The sequence below is a fragment of the Streptomyces poriferorum genome (genome assembly GCF_019399235.1).
In the GTDB taxonomy this organism is placed as follows: Bacteria; Actinomycetota; Actinomycetes; order Streptomycetales; family Streptomycetaceae; genus Streptomyces; species Streptomyces poriferorum.
In genome coordinates this window covers 1-18,953 of the sequence record NZ_JAELVH010000146.1, presented here as the reverse complement: position 1 = coordinate 18,953, position 18,953 = coordinate 1, and the positions used below count along the sequence as shown (strand labels likewise).

Sequence of the window (18,953 nt, the reverse complement as noted above, 5' to 3'; positions counted from 1 at the left end):
GGGGCGGAGGGGGCAGACGGTGGGCCCGTGCGGGCCCATCGCTGCGGTTCCCCTGCCGTAATTCCGTGAAGTCGTGCCCTACGGGGCCCGCTGGGCCCTCGACCGGATCACCGGCGCGACCACCGCGGCCGCGACGGACCCGATGGCACACGCGAGGAACACCTGCAGATAGCCCTGGTCGTCCAGGACGTTGTGGCGTTCGAGGATGGCCGCGAGGGCGGCGATGCCGAGCGCACCGCCGATCTGGCGGGTCGTCATGAGCAGTCCGGTACCGGAGGCGAAGCGCTGCGGCTCCAGCGAGGCGGTGGCCGCGTTCGAGATGGCGGTCAGGGCCGCGCCGATGCCGACACCGGCCACGACTCCGATGGGCAGCCAGACCGCCGCGTACTCCTTCTCCGTACCGAGCAGCAGATACATCGCGGCGCAGGAGATGCCGAAGAGCCCGGCGCCCACCGCCACCGCGGCCCACTGGGCCCGGGGCGCGACCCGGCGCCCCACCACCAGGGCACCGACGGCGGCGCTGAAGGCTCCCGGCGTGACGGCCAGGCCGGCCTTCAACTCCGAGTAGCCCCATACGGCGTTGAGGAAGAGCAGTGAGCCGAGGAGGTAGGAGTACATGGCCGCGCCGAAGAGCAGTGACGACACGTTGGTGGCGGCGAAGGCGCGATTGCGCCACAGGTCCCACTCGATGGCGGGCGCGACATGCCGGCGGGAGAGCAGCAGGGCCACCAGCACCAGTACGGCGCCGCCGCCCAGCAGGGCGAGGACCCGTCCGCTGCCCCAGCCCCAGTCCGTTCCCTGCGTCACACCGAAGACGACGCCGCCGATACCCAGGGCGAGCGCGAGGGTGCCCACCGGGTCGGGCAGCCTGCGCCCGCTCGGTGCGTCACCCGCGAGCCGTGCCGAGATCGCCACGATGGCCAGCCCGATCGGCAGGTTGATGAGGAAGACGCTGCGCCAGCCCCACACGTCCACCAGCAGACCGCNGCGGCGAACACGACCGTGTACGACGTGACGACCCAGGTCAGCTGGGACAGCGAGGCATCGGGGAAGTCGACGCGCAGGTCGGAGAACGCGATGTTCACGACCGTGGTGTCGAGGACCGCGAGGAAGGTCGCCCCGGACGCGACGAACAGCGCCAGCTTCGAGGCGGCCGATGCCTCCGGTGAGCCCTGCGGCGCCTGTTCCCCGGCCGACGCCGCGACGTCAGCCCGGCCCGCCCCGGGTGACTGCGGTGAAGCGGTGGTCATGCGTGGTCCCTTCGTCAATGGATCCACGGCGTTGGACCCACAGGTAAAACTAAACGACCGTGCGTGCATTTAAAAGGCCGATACGATGTCGGGCGCATGTCAGAAGCGGTCACTCCCCCGGCACCGGGCGGGCGACGAAGTCCATCGCCGAGTCGATGACCGCCGCTTCGCCGAGGACCTTGCGGTGCCCGAGCCCCGCCGTGATGACCAGCTCCGCCCGGTCGCCGTACGCCGCCTTGAGCGCGTACGCCTGCTCGACCGGGACCATCTCGTCGTCCTCGTCGTGGATGATCCGCATCGGCACCTTGATCTCGTCGGGCCTGCGGGTGGCGTCGAAGAGCTCCCACGGACGGGACACCTCCGCGAACAGCTGGTGCTCGATCCGGTCGCGCAGGTCCCGCCGCAACCCGGGCCGCAGCCCCAGGATGTCCGCGAACTTCTCCGGGAAGTGACCGAAGTCCTTCACCGCGGCGACCGTGACCAGACGGCCCGCCTCGGTACCGCTCCGCAGCGCGAGGAGCACACTGGTGGCGCCGAGGGAATGGGCGATCACCGAGTGGAAGGCGCCGTGCCCGTCCTGGAGCCGGCGGATGATCTCGCGGTACTCGAGGATCGTCGCGCCCCGGCCCCCCGACTCCCCGTGCCCCGGAGCGTCGAACGAGACGGGCGTCAGGCCCAGTTCCTGAAACCGCGGCACGAAGCCGGCGTACCGGGACGCCCTGGACTGCCAGCCGTGCAGCATCAGGACGGGGCGTTCGCCGTTGCCCCAGCGGTAGACCCGCACCCGCTGCCCGCCGACGGTCAGTTCCTCGGTCCGGGCCTGCTCGTGAACGGCCTGCTCACGGGGCAGGACCTTGCCGCGCCGGACCGGATTGCAGAAGAGGGAGAAGACCGCACGGCCCGCGAGAGAGGGCGCCGGACCGGACAGCGCGTTCAGCACGGCACCCGCGGACGGCGCCCCGCGGGTCGCGGCGGGCTCCGCGACCTCCGCGGTCTCGGTCCGGGCCAGCGACTGCACGTCCACCGCGATCTTCCCCAGCACGCCCGTGGTCAGGGCGAGTTCGGCGGCCAGTGCCGCGATCGGGGCACGGTGGCTGTGCCAGGGCAGCACCGGGGCGGACAGCCCCGTCTCCGCGGCGAACCGGTCGGTGAGCCGCGCCGCGTACCCCTCGGCCACCGTCTCCTCACGCGCACCCCGGTGCAGCTTCTCGTACTCGACATAGCCCGCCAGCGTGCCCGCCGCGCCGCCCAGTTGGACGACCAGGCCCTCGGCTCTCACCCTGCGCAGCCGGCCGGCCGCCTCGCACACCGCCGCCAGCCAGCCGGCCGCCTTCAGGCCGAAGGTCGTGGGCACGGCGTGCAGCGCGAGCGTACGGCCGGCCATGAGCGTCCGCGCATGCTCCCCGGCCAGCGAACCCAGACACTCCGCGATGCCCTCCAGATCCGCCACCAGGAGGTCCAGGGTCCGGCCGGCCACGAGCATCAGCGCGGTGTCGAAGATGTCCTGGCTGGTCGAGCCGCGGTGCACGTAGTCGGCGGCATCCGGGGCCTTCGCCGCAACCAGGGCGGTGAACGCCTGGACCAGGGCCACCACCGGATTGGCCGCTCCCCGGCCGAGCACGGCGATCTCACGCAGATCCAGCGCGTCGGCCCTGGCCAGCGCGGTGATCGCCTCGGCGGCCTCCACGGGGACGTTGCCGAGGCTCGCCTGAGCGCGTACCAGCGCGGCTTCCGCGTCGAGCAGCGCCTGCAGCCAGGCACCGTCGGACGTGGCGGCCTCCGCCGGTGTGCCGGCCCGCACCGGACTGAGCAGCCCGGCGTCCAGGACGTCCGGCAGGGGCGGGGTGGTCGTGCTCACCTTGTCAGCTCTCCCATCATCTCGGTGTCCGGCAGAAGGCCCCGGTCCAGGCCGAGTACGGCGTGCGCGATGGCGTCCGAGTCCTGGAGGGTCACCGAGTTCACCCCCGGCCTTATGCCTGCGGCGGTCGCCCAGTGCACGGATTCGGTGGGGACACCGAAGGCGAAGCGCCGCGGATGGGCACGGCCGGCGGCGTCGATCAGGTGGAACGGTGCGTCGGTGACGGCGAGTCCGCCTGTCTCGTACACCGAACCGTCGGGGTCGGTGACCTCGTAGGTACGGCACTGCCCGGAGGCGAGGAGCTGGATCAGCAGCGGATCGGCGGTCACCCGCAGGTCGATCTCCGGCAGGCGTGCCTCGATCAGTGTGGTGGCCCGGGTCAGCGATCCCGGCACCGAGGCGGACTCGATGGTGAAGGCCCGGGCCTCCTCGTCCGTGCCCGAGCGGACGTCGGGGCCGAGCACCCGCAGCACCCCGCTCTCGATCAGGGCGATCGCCTCCTCGATCCGCCGGGCGGGCGGGCCGATGGAGAGGAACGCGTTGAGAGGGGTGTACCAGCCGTCCAGGTGCTGGCGGTGCGAACTCCCCGTGAGTCCCCCGTGATCGACGATCAGGCGGAGCTCGTTGCGCAGATCGCGCAGGACGTCGAGGGCCGCCTTGAGCGGCCCGTCCACGTTGCCGTCGCGCGCCGCACGCAGATCCTCGTGCAGATGGCCGAGCAGCCAGTCCTGGAAGTCCTGCGTCGAGGAGAAGTCCCGGTCCGCGTACGGGCGGGCGATGCTGTCCCAGTCCCAGTGGTCGCGCGGGGCGATGCCGAACTCCGCGATCACGTCCTGCTCCTGGCTGCTGCCCGGCTCGGCCTCCAGGTAGCGGACCCGCAGCCGTCGCGCGTCGCCGGCCCGTCCTTCGGCGGTGAGCAGGGCCGTGTAGTAGACGGTCTCGACCTCCTTGGAGACCAGCGGCCACAGCGTGGCGTGGAAGTCGAGGCCGTCGTGCCGCCGGGACCGCTCCCGCAGTTCCCCGATCACTTCGGCGGTCAGCACGGTCGGCACATGACGGCCGTGGGCTCCCTTCTGGTTCTCCCCACGGGAGTGGAAGGGCAGCCCCCTGCGGGAGCCCGCCACCAGGCGGGGTTCGCGGCCCGACGGCAGATAGACGAGCCCGCCTGAGCGCCGGACGAAGCGGCCGCCCCGGCCGAGCGTCAGCAGCGCCATGTAGTCGAAAAAGTTCAGACCCAGCCCGAGCAGCGCGACGGTCTCACCCGGCCGCACCGGCGAGAGGTCCACGTCCGCCGGGTTGGCGGGCACCACATAGCCGAGACCGTTGGCCCGCGCGAAGCCGCCGAGCTCGCGCTGCCTGCGGGACCGGCGCACGGGCAGATGCCCCTGGGCGAGGACGACCGCGTCCAGGCCGTCGATGAGCGTGCCGTTGTCCAGGAGCACGCTCTGCGTGCCCTCCGGCTCCCCGTCGGCGGCAGGCTCCTCCTCGATCGACACCGCGCGGGCGCGGTGCACGACGGTGGTCAGCCGGCTCGGCGCCGTCTTCGTGACGCGCTGGAAGACCCACTCCAGGTAGTGGCCGTAGAAGGCGCGGGACGGATACGAGTCGGGTCCCAGGGCACGCGCCTCGGCCAGGACCTGCTCGTCGTAGTGCTGGTCGTCCATCGGCCCGATGAGGATGAGGAAGCGTGCCCATTCGTACAGGCTCGGCCCCGGGGCGAGCACGCCCTCGACGTCGACGCTCTCGTCGGTGAACATCGTGACCTGGGACGCCACCGTGTTCATCAGCAGGTGTTCGGACTGGTCGGTGCGCCACACCTGCCCCGCCCCGGGAGGGTAGGGATCGACCACGTGCACGGTGATCGGCACCCCCTGCGGCGCCGACCCGGCGTTCGTACACAGCCGTTCGAGGAGCGAGAGCCCGCGGGGCCCGGCACCGATGAGGCAGACGTCGAGCTGTCGGCTGGTCATAGTCAGTCTCTCCAACGAATCGGAAGTCGTTGCGGGCCCACCACCGGGCCCGCGGGGCGGCCGCGACTCACTTGCCCGCGGCCACACCGCTCAGCCGCATCCCGCCCGGCGTCCGCACCGGGATCCGGCCATGGCCCTGCACGCCGCGGGCCAGGGCCGTGGTCAGGTGAGCCCTGCTGGTGCGCTGCCGCTCCGGAGCGGCAGCGCCCGCGCCCAGATCGCGCAGGGCGTCCACGACCTCGCGGAGATCCAGGGCGATCTCCTCGAGGACATCGGCGACGGCTGTCGCGTTGGAGCCGAGGATGTCGGTCCACAGCTCGGCGTCCCCCGCCGCGATCCGGGTCGCATCTCGCAACCCCTGCCCGGCGAGCTGTAGTTGGGACTCGTCCCCGTGCAGCAGCCGGGCGGCCACCAGGCTCGCCACCATGTGGGGGGTGTGCGAGATGAGCGCCACCGCCCGGTCGTGCTGCGCATGGCTCATCACGACCGGGCGAGCACCGCAGAGTTCGGCGAGCTCCGTCACCCGGTCGACGGCCTGCCGTCGGGCGCCCGTACCCGGTGTGATCACCCAGGGCTTGCCCTGGAAGAGGTCACTCTGGGCCGCGAGCGGCCCCGACCGCTCCCGCCCCGCCATGGGGTGCCCGCCCACATAGCGGCTCAGGTCGCAGCCCAGCTCCGCCGCCTCCTCCTGCGGCCTGACCTTGACGCTCGCCACATCGGTGAAGTCATGGGCCAGATCACGCAGTTGGTGCTCACGCAGCGCGGACGCCACGTGCTGCGGAGGTACCGCGAGGATCGCCAGGTCCGCCGGCGCCGGCGGGACGGCCACCAGGCCCGCACCGAGACCGGCCGCGTTGCGGGCCGCCTCCGGGTCCCGGTCGATGAGGTAGGTGGCCACGCCCCGGCCCCGCAGGGCCAGGGCTATCGACGTACCGATCAGGCCGGTTCCGACCACTGCGGCACTGCGCATCAGCGGCTGCTCCACAACACCGGCAGATACTCCGGGTCGCTGTAGTCGGGCGTGCCCGCCGCGGTCCTGCGCACCAGCTCGTCGTGGTTGTACGCGACCTGGGTGCCGTCCGAGCGGGAGAATTCGCGGTAGCGGTTCTCGCCGTCCTGCAGGTGGAACGAGATGGCGCGGCGCGGACGGTCGCTGACGTTCGGACCGCTGCCGTGGTAGGTCCGGCAGTGGTGGAAGTTCACGTGCCCCTTCGGGATGTGCACGGGGATCTTCTCCACCTCGACGCCGTTGTAGTGGGCGTTCTCCTCCAGCATGAGGTCGAGCTCACTGCGGTCGCGCTCGGCGAAGTGCAGCGACGTGGCATCGTTGTCGGCTGTCTCCTTCCAGCGGTGGCTGCCGTCCACCATCGTGATGGTGCCCATCTCCTCACCGCAGTCGTGGAAGGGGATGAACGCGGTCAGCATCCGCTCGGACGTGGACGTGGCCCAGTAGTGACGGTCGAAGTGCCACGGCACTATGTTCGACTGCTCCTGCGCGACCGGCGGCTTGAAGATCAGGGTGGACTGGAAGACCCGTATCTCCTTGGTCTCGGCGAGCCGCGCGGCCACGGCACCGAGCAGCGGCTTGCGCAGGATGCGGCCGATCGTGTCGTCCTCGTAGTGGATGTAGTCGTTGTGCCGCTGCACATCGCCGTGCTCCGGCTCCCAGTACGCCAGCTTGGACGGGCGCACCGGCAGCGTGCGGTCGCGGTGGCCGGCGTAGAAGCGCTCACTGGCCGACTCGAGGAGATCCACTTCCTCGTCGGTGAAGAGCTTCTTCGAGAGGTACCAGCCGTGCTCGGCATAGAAGTCGACGTCTTCGTCGGAGGGAAGGAGCTCCCGCTCCTCCTCGGTCAGGGTGAACAGAGAGGCGTCCTGAACAGTCACGGTCTTCCTTCGGTGCAAGTGAGACGAATCGTTCGGGAGTGGCGGCTCTGCGCGCGGCAGACCACGCCCCGGTGGTCAGGCAGTCGCCTTCTCGCGGGCGACCGCCTCGTAGAGGGCCTTGATGTTGCCGCTGCCGAAGGTCCGGGCACCGTGCCGGTCGATGACCTCCCAGAAGAAGGTCTTCCGCACGTACACGGACTGCGTGAAGATCTGGAAGACCTGGCCCCAGTGGTCCTGGTCGACCAGGACGTTGGTGCGCCTGAGGTCCTCGATCTTCAGGTCCGGGCTGCCGAGGCGCTCCTCCAGCTCGCTGTAGTAGGCGTCGGGCGTCCCGAGGAACTTGACCCCGCGCTCCTCCAGTGCCGGGACGGTCGCCACGATGTCGTCGGTGAGCAGGGCCAGGTGCTGCACGCCGGCACCGTTGTGACGCTCCAGGAAGCCGTCGATCTGGCCGGGCTTGCGGTCGGCCACCGGCTCGATGAGGGTGAAGGTGACCTTCCCCGACGGGCTCTGCACCACCATGGAGTCCATGGCCTGCTCCCCGACCTCGATGAACTCCTCGAAGATCTGGCTGAAGCCGAAGACCTTCTCGTAGAAGGCGACGGTGGGACGCAGCTGGCCCACCGGCAGGCATATCGCCGCATGGTCCACCGTGCTCAGCAGGTGCGCGCCCTCGTCGGGGTCCTCGGCGAAGATGTCCATCTCACCGGGCAGGAACTGCTCCGGGTCCCCGGTGCGCTGCACGAACCGGTGGGCTACGTCACCGAAGCCGAGCACGGACGCGGTGACGACCTCGGCACCGTCCTTGCTGTGCGTCTTCGGCTCCTCGACCGCGACGGCGCCCCGCTCGACGGCGAGCGCGAACGCCTTGGCGGCATCGGTCACCTCGAACGCGATGTTGGCCACGCCGTCACCGTGCCGCGCCACGTAGGCGGCCGCCGGGTGCTCCGCGCTCAGCGCGGAGGTCAGCACGACCTTGATGCCGCCCTGCTTCAGCAGCAGGGAGCGCCGGCCGGCCTGCCCCGTCTCGGGACCGGCCTGCCCGCACACACGGAATCCGAACGCGGTGCAGAGGTAGAACGCCGACTGCTGGGCGTCGCCCACGTAGAACTCGATATGGTCCACGGCTCCGATGTTCACGCGTTGTTCCCTTTCCTCTAGCGCTTCTTGGGGGTACTTGCCGCACCGAGCAGGAGGCTGACGTTGTGACCGCCGAAGGCGAACGAGTTGGAGATCGCCGCCTCGATCCGCTGCTGCCTGGCCTCGCCGCGCACATGGTCCAGATCGCAGGCGGGGTCCACCTCGTCGAGGTTGTGCGTCGGGGGCATCCGGCCCTGCGAGATCGCCAGCGCGCAGACGGCCGCCTCCAGCGCGCCGGACCCGCCGAGCAGATGGCCCGTCATCGACTTCGTGCTGCTGACGGCCGGCGAGCGGTCCCCGAAGACGGCGTGCACGGCCTTCGTCTCGGCGATGTCGCCCAGCTTGGTCGACGTGCCGTGCGCGTTGATGTAGCCGATGTCCTGCGGGCCGAGCCCGGCCGTGGCCAGCGCTCCGCGCATGCTCATCGCGGCGCCCTCACCGTCCGGGCGCGGTGCCGTCGGCCGGTACGCGTCGGTGGTGGCGCCCCAGCCGAGAAGGTCGGCGTAGCCCGCCGCACCGCGTGCCTCCGCGTGTTCCGCCCGCTCGACGACGAGCACGCCCGCACCCTCGGCCAGCACGAATCCGTTGCGGCGCCGGTCGAAGGGGCGGCTGGCCGCCTCCGGGTCGTCCCAGCCGTGGGACAGCGCCCGGGCGTGTGCGAACGCCAGCGCGGAGGTGGGGTTGAGCGGGGCCTCGGCGCCGCCGCAGACCACCACGTCGGCCTCGCCGTACCGGATCAGCCGGGCCGCCTCCGCGACCGCGTGGGCACCGGCGGCGCACGCCGTCGCGATGGCCGAACTCCAGCCGCGTATGCCGTACTTGATGGCGATCCGGGCGGCCGCCATGTTCGGCAGCATGCCCGGGAGCAGATAGGGACTGACCGCTGTCGGGCCGCGCTCCGCACGCGCCAGCGCCTGCGCCTCGTACGTGGAAAGACCGCCGGCCCCGCTGGAGATGATCACCGCGACCCGGTGCGGGTCGGCGTCGCGCCCGACGACCAGGCCCGCATCGGCCATCGCGTCGTCCGCTGCGGCCAGGGCCATTAGGGCGTAGCGGTCGACGAGCCGGCCCTCGCTCGGCGGCAGCACCTCACCGGCCGCGATGTCCGGCGCGATGCCGGCCACGTCCACGCTTCCGTCGAGGAGGTGCCCCGCCGGCGGCCTGACCAGGCCGGACTTGCCGTGGCAGAGCGCGTCGAAGGTGTCCGCCGCGCCGCGGCCCAGCGAGCTGAAGGTGCCGATGCCCGTGACGACGGCGGCCGGCCCCGTGGTGCGCCCGGTCATACGCCCACCTGCTGAGCGGTCTTCTCGGTGCCGAGCAGCTCACCGTCGAGGAAGCGCTGGCGCAGCAGGATCTTGCGGACCTTGCCGGTGGCCCCGAGCGGAATGCTCTCCGGGCTGACGACGACCACGCGCTCGACGGTGCTGACGACATGGGCGTCGAGGGCGGCGAGCACCTCCTCGGTCCGGTCGGCCTCCTGGTCCGCCGCCGGGTCGAGGACCAGCAGCACGGAGGTGACGACCCGGCCCTCCGCCCGCAGGGCGACGACGGTGCACTCGCGCACGTCCTCGCAACTCGCGAGGACCTGCTCCTCGCAGAGCATCGTGAAGAGCTTCCTGCCCTCGCCGAGGTCCACGGCGTCCACCGCGCGGTCGACGTGGTAGTAGTACCCCTCCTGGTCCCGGAAGACGAGGTCACCGGTGAGGAAGTAGCCGTCCCGGCGGGTGCGGAAGGTGGTCACGGAGTCGTTCCAGTAACCGGGCGAGAGCGTGGGCGCGTTGATGGCGAGCTGGCCGACCTGCCCGGTGCCGAGCTTCTCGCCGTCGTCGTCCATGACCACCACGTCGGAGAAGGCGTGCGGCTTGCCGATGCACCGTCCGTACCGGGCGGTGTCGGACGTGTGGGTGATGAAGAACTGGGAGTGACCCATCTCCGAGGAGCCGAGACCGTCCACGAAGAACGAGCCGGGGCGGCGGACGCGGCCCTGCGAGGTGACGGACTCCCGCGTGCCCACGGCGATGAGATTGCGGATGTGCGCCTCGTGCGCGCAGTCACCGGTGTTCCACCAGGTGCCGACGGAGTCCAGCTTGCGCGTCGACAGGTCGATGCCGGCCAGTTCGGACCAGGTGGTGGCGAAGCCCAGCACGCTCTGCGGCTGCCAGGACTCGATGGCGTCGAGCACCGGGCCGGCGGTCTGCTGCGAGAGGACGGCCAGCTGGGCGCGGTTGGTCAGCGCGAGGTTCACGGCGATGACCGTGGCCGCGTGCGCGGACGGGAGGGCGCCCAGCATCCGGTCGATGCCCTGGCCCTTGGGCAGGGTCAGACGGTGCCGGATGGCGGCGAAGAGACTGTGGTGGGTGTGGGTCACGGCCTTGGGCAGGCCCGTGGTCCCGGAGGAGTGGGTGATGACGGCGGGCTCGCTGCCGTGGTGCCGGTAGGGCTTGGGAGCCGCGGCCGGGTCGCCCTTCCCGAGGTCGGCCGGGTCGGCGAGCAGCGGGGTCGTGGACCCGGCGGCGGACAGTGCCTCGCTGTGCGCGGTGTCGGCGATGACGCCGACCGCGCGCAGCCGCTTGATGTACTCGACGGCGAGCTCGGCGGGGACCTTGCCGTTGACGAGGGCCGGGATCGCGCCCAGCCGGGCCAGGGCCAGATAGCTGAGCACCTGGTCGGCGCCGGTCGTCACGAAGACCGCGACCGGGTCCCGGGGCTTGATGCCGAGCTCGTGCAGCGTGGCCGCCCGCGCCGCCACCCGCTCGCCCAGCTGCGCCAGCGACAGAGCCTGCCAGGCCGGGTGCCCGTCCACGTCGGTGTCGAAGGTCAGGGTCGGCGCGTCGAGGCCCGTGCCCCGCTCAAGGAGCGTGGTCACGACGTTGCCGACGCCCAGCCCCTGATCGGCCGCGAATTCCACGCGCTCGTTCTTCGGATTCATTCCTCGGTGTCTCCACTTTCTGAATCGGACTCTTCGGGTACGACGCGCTGCGGGCGAGGTGTACAGGGGCGCGGTCTGCTGCCGCGCCTACCGGTCCCGTGCCGCGCCCTCCCGCCCGTGCCCGGAGGCGAGCGGGCAGGAAGGGCTTGACTCCCGGGCGTACGGGACCGGCCGTGGGCTCACTTGGCCGGGGCGGCGGCGGAGACCCGGTCGACGATCTCCTTGACCAGGCCCGCGACCGTCAGCAGGGCGACGGTCTCCATCTCGTCCTCTTCGAACTTCACGCCGTACGTGTCCTCGACCTGGATGGCGACCTCGGCCACGGAGAGCGACTCCAGGTCCAGTCCGGCCGGGCCCAGCGGGGTGTCGCCGGTGACTTCCGAAACGTCGTAGTTCATGTTCGACAGAGCCTCGATGATGAACTTCTCTACCTCAGTGGACATTTGATTGACTCCTCTTCATGGACATGCACCCGGGAGTGGCCCCGGACACGGTGACGGTGCTGTGGTGCACCACGGATGGGGATGAGCGTCGGAAGGCGCACACCTTGCTGGTGCGGACCGCGGCCGACATGCTCGATGTCCCGCTGTCCGAGCTCTGGTTGACGCACACGGATGACGGCCGCCCGGTTCTCGGCGGCGCCGGCGAGACGCTGCGGGTCAGCGTCACTCATGCGCGCGGGGCACTGGCCGTCGCGCTGACCGGCGGGTCCCCAGTGGGTGTGGACGTGGAAGTCGTGCGCCGGCTCAGGGCCGAGGCGATGGCGCGGGCCTGGCTCGCCCCGGTCGAGGCGGCATGGGTGGCGGGTCTGCCCGAGGAGGACCGGTCAGCCGCCTTCCTGTGGTTGTGGACGCAGAAGGAGTCGGTCGGCAAGGCGCTCGGCCTGGGGCTGCGCCGGGGAGGCATGAGCCGCCGGGTTCCGCTGCCGGAGCCCTGGCCTCCCGTCGAGGGTGCCCCGCCGGTACTGCGGCCGCTGCCCGGCGATCCGGAGACCGCTTCCGCGGCCGCGGTCGTCGCGGACGGACGCCTTGTCGTCGGTGTCGCCCGGCACGGTGGCACCGGGAGCGGGCCGCGCCCCGGTGCCGTACATCTCAGGGTTCATCAGGTCTCCCCCGTCGCGTACAGCTGACCTGGTCACACAGCGGCCGCCGACCGTACGGCGGCCCGCAGGATCTCCGTGTTGCGCACCGGCTTCCCCGTCGCGGTGCGCGGGAGTTCCGGCAGCAGGTTGAGCGAGCGCGGCCGCTTGTACGGCGCCAGGCGGGTCGCGAGACAGGCAGCGAGGCCGTCGAAGGCGGCCTGCTCGGTGACCGTCACGAACGCCTCGATCCCGGTGCCGTGCACGACCACGGCGTCGGTGACGCCGGGCAGCGCGGAGATGGACGCCTCGATCTCGGAGAGGTCCACCTTGAGTCCGCCGATGGACACCTGGGAGTCGAGCCGGCCATGGACCGTCAGCAGGCCCGTCGCCTCGTCGAAGCTTCCCGCGTCCTTCGTACGCAGCCAGCCGTCCACGTACCGGCTCGGGTCGGCCAGTCCGACGTACGGCGCGGCCGGCAGGCCGAGCAAAATCTCGCCGTCCTCGACCCGCACCCGCATGCCGGGCGCCGGCGTCAGGCCGGGGCGGGTGGCCCCGGCGAGGTCCGTGGCGATGACGCCGACCTCGGTCATGCCGTACATGACGCCCAGTTCGGCACCGTAGCCCTGGATGAACCGGTCCCGGACAGCCGCCTTGACCAGCTCGCCTCCGGTGATCATGCGCCGCAGCTGCGGCAGTTGTGGCGGCGTCTGCGCCGCGGCGAGCACGGCCGCCTGGGACGGGACGCCGAGGATGGTCGTCGGCTCGCTGCCCGCCGCGACGGCCTTGAGGATGCCGTCGACGGTCTGCCGCCTGGGCAGTACCACCTGCGCTCCGCTGGCGAGTCCGTAGAGCAACCCCCCGACCAGGCCGAGCACATGGACGATCGAGGCCAGCACCACGGTGCGTTCGCCCCGGCGCGGGAACCCTTCGAGCCGTCCGTACCGGTCGATCTCCGCGAGGAGACTGCCGGCGGTACGGCCGATGACCTTGGACGGGCCCGTGGAGCCCGAACTCAGCTGGAGCAGTACGTGCTCCGTGGAGGCAGGCCGGCCACCACGCAGCGGGGTGACACGGGTATCGACCTCGAAGAATCCGCGCAGTGTCCCACTGACGTCGGCGACCGGCTCGACGACCAGCTGCGGTGCCAGACGCGCGACCGCCTTGCCGACCTCATGGGTCGTCAACCGGTAGTCGAGCAAGACCACTTGGGCGCCGGCACGCCAGCCGGAAAGCATTGCGACGATACAGCCGAGCGAGGGCGGCAGCCGTACGGCGACGGTGCCTCCGGCCACCAGGCCGGCCGCTTCGAGGCGCTGCTGCTGCTCCTCGACCAGCCGCCGGAGCTCCGCCCGGCTCACGGGTTCACCCAGATGGAGGGCGATATCCCGCCCTTCCCCCTGAAGTAATATCTCATCGACCCAGGCGCCCTCGGCGCAAACGGGCCCACTGGGCACCGTTCCCCCCACAGGAATCCCCACCTATCACAGATTGCGGAACGACCCGACGCGCGATCGGACGACTCTGTCCATCGGCTCAGCGGACGTGCAGTGCCACCGGATTTCCCTCGGCGACACATTCATGCTTGCGGACTACCAGCGAGTAATCAAGTAAAGCCTGAGGCGAATTAATACTCACGGGTAGCACTGGTCATTGGCCGGAAAACCCTTTCCGGGCACGCCAAAATCCCCCATTCATTGATGAACAATGAATGAATGGGGTCCTACGTGATCGCCATATGCGTGTGATTCGGCCCGGCCCGGAACGGCTCAGGAGCGAACAATTCCCGAACGGTGGAAATCACTGACCCTGGGAGCACCCATCAGGGCCATGACCTCGGAGAACTCACCCAGTAGTGTCCGCAGGACGGACTCGACCCCGTCACTTCCGGAATGCGCAAGACCCCAGAGGGCCGGCCGCCCGACAAGGACGGCGTCCGCACCCAGACAGAGCCCTTTCGCGATATCCGCGCCGTGCCGAACCGCGCCGTCCAGAACGATCTGACAGCGGCCTCCGGCGGCTTCGGCGATCTCCTGGAGGGCATCGACAGCAGGCAGTGCAAAGTCCAACTGCCGTCCACCATGGTTCGAGACGACAAGCCCTTCGATTCCGCACTCGACGGCCCGGCCGGCATCCTCGCCCGAGAGGACACCCTTCAATACCAGGGGCAGCGAGGTGCGCTCGCGAAGCCATTCAAGATCCGCCCAGGTAATAGAAGGATCAAATTGCTCCTTCGAATGCCGCGCGATAGCGGACTCTCCCGCCTCCGCCTCGTACGAGGCGGACATGACGGAGGAGTCGACGTTCACCGCACGAATTCCCGCCGGCACGGCGAAGCCGTTCCGTGCGTCCCTCGGGCGATGCGCCACGAGCGGAGCGTCGACCGTCAGAACCAGCGCCCGATAGCCCGCGTCCTCCGCGCGCCGGATCAGGTCGATCATCGACTCGCGCCGCTTCAGCCAGTAGAGCTGCAACCAGAGCGGTCCGGTCGCCGCCGCCGCGATGTCCTCGATGGTCCGGCTGGCGAACATGCTGACCGTGAAAAGCGCACCCACGGCGCCGGCGGCACGTGCGGTCGCCACTTCGCCCTCGGGATGGGCGAGTTGGTGGTAGGCCACGGGCGCGATGCCCAGCGGAGCCGCCAGTCGCGCCCCGAGCAGCGTCGTACCGGGCTCGCACGCCGAGACGTCGACGAGACACCGGGGACGCAGCCGGAGCCGGTCGAGCGCGTCCCGGCCCGCGGTCAGCATCGACTCGGTGCCACTGCCGCCCTCCAGGAAGTCCCAGACCGGCCCCGACAGTTGCTCCCTGGCCGAAGCCTCGTAGTCGCGTAACGCCAACTCCGCCACTCTGCATCCCCCCGTTACAACTAACCGCACGGCCGTACGGTAAATGTACTCTTGCACAATGACCGCACGGTCGTCCACTTAGTACAGTGGGCGGGCCCGCCGCACGGGGATGTGATCCCGCAGGGGAGATGAGGAGGTGTCGCGTGACTCTGGCGCGCCCCGATGGACGAATCGAACGCGGCAACCAGACACGGCAGTTGATCCTGCAGCACGCAGTCGGCATCGCATCGGTCGAAGGCCTCGAAGGGCTGTCGCTGGGACGACTGGCCAATGAACTCAAGCTGAGCAAGAGCGGGGTGTTCGCCCTGTTCGGCTCGAAGGAGGAGCTGCAGGTCGCCACCGTGCACGCGGCCATCAAGGTCCTCATCGAGCACGTGGTGCAGCCGACCCGTGAACTGCCCGCGGGTCTCGGCCGGATCCTTCTGCTGTGCCGCAGTTGGCTCACCTACTCGGAGCAGCGCGTCTTCCCCGGAGGCTGCTTCTTCTACTCGGTCTCGGCCGAGTACGACGCCCGCGAGGGCAGGGTGCACGACACGGTCGCCGCGGCGCACAGCAACTGGTTCTCCTTCGTCGAGCAGACGATCGACGACGCCCGGCAGGTGGGAGAGGTCCGGGACGACACGGACATCCCCCAGCTCGCCTTCGAACTCGTCGCCCTGCTGGAGATGGCCAACGCCGAATCGGTACTGCACGACAACTTCACCTGTTACAGCAGGGCAGCCAACGGCATCCTGACCCGCCTGCGCGGCGTGACGACGGACCCCGCACTGCTGCCCGACAGACCCTGACACCGTCCGCGGTCCCGCGGACCGTGAGCCATGTCCCGGAGGCACCATGCCATTCGACCCACAACTCCAGGCCCTGTACGACCAGCGCGCGGCGCAGGACGTCCGGCCGCTCTACACGATGACGCTCGACGAGGCCCGGGCAGCCGACCTCGCCGCCATCCAGGCCGACGCGGGAACCCCCGAGCCGGTGCGGGAGGTGATCGACGAGTCGATACCCGGCCCGGCCGGAACGCTCCCCGTCCGGATCTACCGCCCCGCCGGTGAGGGCCCGCTGCCCATCCTCGTCTACTTCTTCGGCGGCGGCTGGACGCTGGGATCCATCGAGACCAGCGACGCCATCTGCCGGAGCCTGGCCAACGCCGCCGGCTGCCTCACCATCGCGGTGGGCTACCGGCTCGCACCGGAGCACAAGTTCCCCGCCGCACCCGACGACTGCTTCGCCGGCGTGCGCTGGGCCGTCGAGCACGGCGGCCGGTACGGCGGCGACACCACCCGCGTGGCCGTCGGCGGCGACAGCGCGGGTGGCAACCTCGCTGCCGCGGTGACCCTGATGGCCAAGGAAGCGCAGGGCCCGGAACTGCTGGCCCAGCTGCTCGTCTACCCCAACACGGACCACCTCGCGGACACCATCTCGCGCCGGGAGAACACCGACCCGATGCTCTTCAACGACAAGTCCGTGCAGTGGTACTGGGACAACTACCTGGCAACCCCCGAGGACGGCGGCCACCCCCTGGTCTCGCCGCTGCGGGCGCCCGACCACTCAGGTCTGCCGCCCGCGCTGGTGATCACCGCCGAGTACGACCCGCTGCGCGACGAGGGCGAGCAGTACGCCGCGCGGCTGCGCGACTCCGGCGTCCTCGTCGAGTCGACCCGCTACCCGGGCGTGGCCCACGGCTTCTTCGCCATGGCCGGCAGCCTGGACGCGGGACGCCGCGCGATCGGACAGGCCGCCGCCTATCTGCGCAGGACCTTCGCCGACGCCCCGACGAGAGGCTGACCCATGGGCGACAGCACCGCCCCCGCCACCCGGGCCGCCCGGGCCGCCCGGGCCCTGGACCTCACCGAACTCCACGCGTCCCTCACCGACCCGGTGCTCGACGCGATGAACTTCCTGAACGAGGTCGTGTCCCGCTTCCCCGAAGCCCTCTCCTTCGCCCCCGGCAGGCCGTCCGAGGGCACGTTCGCCACGGACGATCCGGCGCGCTACCTCCGGACCTACACCGACCATCTGAAGTACGAACTCGGCTGGTCCGAGGACCGGGTACGCACCCAGCTGTTCCAGTACGGCCGGACCAACGGCATCATCCACGACCTCATCGCCCGCACCCTGGCCAACGACGAGTCCATCCACGTCAGTCCGGAGTCGGTCGTCGTGACGACCGGCTGCCAGGAGGCGATGCTGCTCACACTGCGCGCCCTGTTCGCCCGGCCCGAGGACACCCTGCTCGTCAGCTCTCCCTGCTATGTCGGGATCACCGGCGCGGCCAGGCTGCTGGACATCGCGCTGTGCCCCGTCCAGGAAGGGGCCACCGGGCCGGACCCGAAGGCGATCCTGGCCGGCGTACGACAGACAAGGGCGGCGGGCGGACGGCCCCGTGCCCTGTACGTGGTGCCGGACTTCGCCAACCCGTCGGGCGCGAGCATGACCGTCGCCGCCCGCGAACAGCTCCTGGAGATCGCCGCGCAGGAGGATCTGCTGATCCTGGAGGACGATCCCTACGGCTTCTTCGTACGCGAAGGATCCTCCCGGCCCACGCTCAAGGCCCTGGACCGCGAGAGGCGGGTCCTGCACCTCGGATCGTTCGCGAAGACCGCGATGCCCGGCGCCCGCGTCGGCTATGTCGTCGCCGATCAGGAGGTCATCGGGCCGGCCGGTGAACGCACGCTGCTCGCCGACCAGTTGTCCAAGATCAAGAGCATGACGACGGTCAACACCTCGGCCATCAGCCAGGCCGTCATCGGCGGGCTGCTCATCGAGTCAGACTGCCGGCTCCGCGCGGCCAACGCCGATGCCATCGCCTTCTACCGCACCAATCTGAACACCCTCCTGGACGAGCTGGAGCGGCACTTCCCGGCCGCGCGCCGACGCGAGCTCGGTGTCGACTGGAACCGGCCGGACGGCGGGTTCTTCCTCGTCGTGACCGTCCCGTTCCTCGCCGACACCAAGGCCCTCGAACACTCGGCACGCAACTTCGGGGTGCTCTGGACGCCGATGAGCGACTTCTACCTCGACGGCGGCGGGAGCACCCAGCTCCGGCTGTCCTGCAGCGCGCTGACGCCGGAGCAGATCAAGGACGGCGTAAGCAGGCTGGCCGCGTTCATCACCGGACAGGCCTCCCGGGCGGGCCGCTAGGCCCCTGCCGGGCCCGAGCGAAGGAGGGGGCCGTCCGCCGAGCCCCATGAACCGGCCCGGTCCCCTTCTTCGCCTCCCCGGCCACGACAGAGACAGCGACGGCGACGGAACCACCTGCGACAAGGAGCCGAATCGGCATGAGTCAACGACAGCAATCCGACGCGTCGGACGCCCGTCCTCGCCCGGAACCTCCCAGGAATCCGGAGCCGCCCACCGGCGCCGGTGCGGGCACCCCCGCGGGCATCCCCCAGCTCGCCGGGGTCCCGCTGCTCGGCTCGCTCTTCGACATGAAGTCGGACTCGCTCGGCACGTACTTACGCGCGATGCACACGCACGGCGACGTCGTCCGGATCACCGCGGGCCCGCCCGGCCTCCGCGCCGAGATGCACTGCGTGTTCTCCGCGGAAGGCGCCCACCAGGTACTCGGGTCCGAGGCGGCCAACTTCCGCAAGGACAACCACTTCTACCAGGAGATACGCGACTCCTTCGGCAACGGCCTGCTGACCAGCCAGGACGACGACTACCTGCGCCAACGACGCCTGGTTCAACCGCTGTTCACCAAGCGCCGGGTCGACGGATACGCGGGCGCCGTCGTCACCGAGACCGAGGCGACGCTCGCCTCCTGGGAGCAGGCGCCGGACGGCGTCGTCGAGCTCTCCCACGAGATGATGCGCCTGGCACTGCGCGCGGTGGCCCGGATCCTGTTCGGCACCGACGTGGAGGCCACCATCGACGTGGTGGACCGGTGTTTCCCGGTCATCACCGAATACACGATGCGCCGCGGCTACTCCCCCGCGAACCTCCCCCGCGACTGGCCCACCCCGGGCAACCGGCGGGCCGCCGCCGCGGTG

At 70.6% G+C, this 18,953-nt stretch carries 16 protein-coding genes; 5 read left to right on the top strand and 11 right to left on the bottom strand.

All coding sequences use genetic code 11. The features are described 5' to 3' along the window. Positions 1-78: 78 nt before the first annotated feature. The 9 genes from JGS39_RS23830 to JGS39_RS23785 all read right to left on the bottom strand — a co-directional run bounded on the left by JGS39_RS23830 (position 79) and on the right by JGS39_RS23785 (position 11,477). On the bottom strand, positions 79-975 hold the full coding sequence (locus tag JGS39_RS23830; RefSeq protein ID WP_219571490.1) for an MFS transporter: 897 nt from the start codon (positions 973-975) through the stop codon (positions 79-81). Positions 976-1,359: 384 nt separating this feature from the next. Further along, a complete protein-coding gene (locus JGS39_RS41955; protein WP_372456158.1) occupies positions 1,360-3,108 on the bottom strand; it encodes an alpha/beta fold hydrolase in 1,749 nt (582 codons plus the stop codon). After that, positions 3,105-5,078: an FAD/NAD(P)-binding protein gene (locus tag JGS39_RS23815; RefSeq protein ID WP_219571489.1), complete on the bottom strand. Its 1,974-nt coding sequence runs from the start codon at positions 5,076-5,078 to the stop codon at positions 3,105-3,107. Before JGS39_RS23815 ends, JGS39_RS41955 begins: the two co-directional genes overlap by 4 nt. 67 nt (positions 5,079-5,145) lie before the next feature. Then, entirely contained in the window at positions 5,146-6,048 is a 903-nt protein-coding gene (locus JGS39_RS23810) for a prephenate dehydrogenase (RefSeq protein ID WP_219571488.1), read from the bottom strand. Then, the gene (locus JGS39_RS23805; RefSeq protein ID WP_219571487.1) at positions 6,048-6,965 is read right to left on the bottom strand and encodes a phytanoyl-CoA dioxygenase family protein; all 918 of its coding nucleotides are present in this window, start codon (positions 6,963-6,965) and stop codon (positions 6,048-6,050) included. The genes JGS39_RS23810 and JGS39_RS23805 overlap by 1 nt, the downstream gene beginning before the upstream one ends. A gap of 75 nt (positions 6,966-7,040) precedes the next feature. Continuing rightward, positions 7,041-8,105: a 4-hydroxyphenylpyruvate dioxygenase gene (gene hppD, locus JGS39_RS23800; protein ID WP_219571486.1), complete on the bottom strand. Its 1,065-nt coding sequence runs from the start codon at positions 8,103-8,105 to the stop codon at positions 7,041-7,043. 17 nt (positions 8,106-8,122) lie between these two features. Further along, on the bottom strand, positions 8,123-9,388 hold the full coding sequence (locus JGS39_RS23795) for a beta-ketoacyl-[acyl-carrier-protein] synthase family protein (protein ID WP_219571485.1): 1,266 nt from the start codon (positions 9,386-9,388) through the stop codon (positions 8,123-8,125). Continuing rightward, positions 9,385-11,034: a class I adenylate-forming enzyme family protein gene (locus tag JGS39_RS23790; RefSeq protein ID WP_219571484.1), complete on the bottom strand. Its 1,650-nt coding sequence runs from the start codon at positions 11,032-11,034 to the stop codon at positions 9,385-9,387. The genes JGS39_RS23795 and JGS39_RS23790 overlap by 4 nt, the downstream gene beginning before the upstream one ends. 179 nt (positions 11,035-11,213) lie before the next feature. Continuing rightward, entirely contained in the window at positions 11,214-11,477 is a 264-nt protein-coding gene (locus JGS39_RS23785; RefSeq protein ID WP_236062868.1) for an acyl carrier protein, read from the bottom strand. A gap of 17 nt (positions 11,478-11,494) precedes the next feature. Here JGS39_RS23785 and JGS39_RS23780 point away from each other — a divergent pair, with 17 nt between their 5' ends. Beyond that, a complete protein-coding gene (locus JGS39_RS23780) occupies positions 11,495-12,163 on the top strand; it encodes a 4'-phosphopantetheinyl transferase family protein (protein ID WP_219571483.1) in 669 nt (222 codons plus the stop codon). A gap of 5 nt (positions 12,164-12,168) precedes the next feature. On the opposite strand, the gene JGS39_RS23775 is transcribed toward JGS39_RS23780, so the two are convergent. Together JGS39_RS23775 and JGS39_RS23770 are read right to left on the bottom strand one after the other, a co-directional pair. Beyond that, the gene (locus JGS39_RS23775; RefSeq protein WP_308120638.1) at positions 12,169-13,473 is read right to left on the bottom strand and encodes a class I adenylate-forming enzyme family protein; all 1,305 of its coding nucleotides are present in this window, start codon (positions 13,471-13,473) and stop codon (positions 12,169-12,171) included. Positions 13,474-13,881: 408 nt separating this feature from the next. Continuing rightward, positions 13,882-14,961, bottom strand: coding sequence for an alpha-hydroxy acid oxidase (locus tag JGS39_RS23770; protein WP_219571482.1), 1,080 nt, complete (start codon positions 14,959-14,961; stop codon positions 13,882-13,884). A gap of 143 nt (positions 14,962-15,104) precedes the next feature. On the opposite strand from JGS39_RS23770, the gene JGS39_RS23765 reads away from it, so the two are divergent. The 4 genes from JGS39_RS23765 to JGS39_RS23750 form a co-directional block, all read left to right on the top strand. After that, on the top strand, positions 15,105-15,749 hold the full coding sequence (locus JGS39_RS23765; RefSeq protein ID WP_306070456.1) for a TetR/AcrR family transcriptional regulator: 645 nt from the start codon (positions 15,105-15,107) through the stop codon (positions 15,747-15,749). Positions 15,750-15,795: 46 nt separating this feature from the next. After that, positions 15,796-16,746: a LipP1 family hormone-sensitive lipase gene (lipP1, locus tag JGS39_RS23760; RefSeq protein WP_219571480.1), complete on the top strand. Its 951-nt coding sequence runs from the start codon at positions 15,796-15,798 to the stop codon at positions 16,744-16,746. Positions 16,747-16,749: 3 nt separating this feature from the next. Next, positions 16,750-18,102: an aminotransferase-like domain-containing protein gene (locus JGS39_RS23755; protein WP_219571479.1), complete on the top strand. Its 1,353-nt coding sequence runs from the start codon at positions 16,750-16,752 to the stop codon at positions 18,100-18,102. A gap of 287 nt (positions 18,103-18,389) precedes the next feature. Then, positions 18,390-18,953, top strand: a 564-nt coding sequence (locus JGS39_RS23750; RefSeq protein WP_236065794.1) for a cytochrome P450, incomplete at its 3' end; no start/stop codon positions are given.

What these genes read in the sequence shown, in the direction of transcription:
- JGS39_RS23815 (WP_219571489.1), bottom strand. Translation starts at nt 5,078, where the DNA reads ATGACCAGCCGACAGCTCGACGTCTGCCTCATCGGTGCCGGGCCCCGC.
- JGS39_RS23810 (WP_219571488.1), bottom strand. Translation starts at nt 6,048, where the DNA reads ATGCGCAGTGCCGCAGTGGTCGGAACCGGCCTGATCGGTACGTCGATA.
- JGS39_RS23795 (WP_219571485.1), bottom strand. Translation starts at nt 9,388, where the DNA reads ATGACCGGGCGCACCACGGGGCCGGCCGCCGTCGTCACGGGCATCGGC.
- JGS39_RS23790 (WP_219571484.1), bottom strand. Translation starts at nt 11,034, where the DNA reads ATGAATCCGAAGAACGAGCGCGTGGAATTCGCGGCCGATCAGGGGCTG.
- JGS39_RS23785 (WP_236062868.1), bottom strand. Translation starts at nt 11,477, where the DNA reads ATGTCCACTGAGGTAGAGAAGTTCATCATCGAGGCTCTGTCGAACATG.
- JGS39_RS23780 (WP_219571483.1), top strand. Translation starts at nt 11,495, where the DNA reads ATGGACATGCACCCGGGAGTGGCCCCGGACACGGTGACGGTGCTGTGG.
- lipP1 (WP_219571480.1), top strand. Translation starts at nt 15,796, where the DNA reads ATGCCATTCGACCCACAACTCCAGGCCCTGTACGACCAGCGCGCGGCG.
- JGS39_RS23755 (WP_219571479.1), top strand. Translation starts at nt 16,750, where the DNA reads ATGGGCGACAGCACCGCCCCCGCCACCCGGGCCGCCCGGGCCGCCCGG.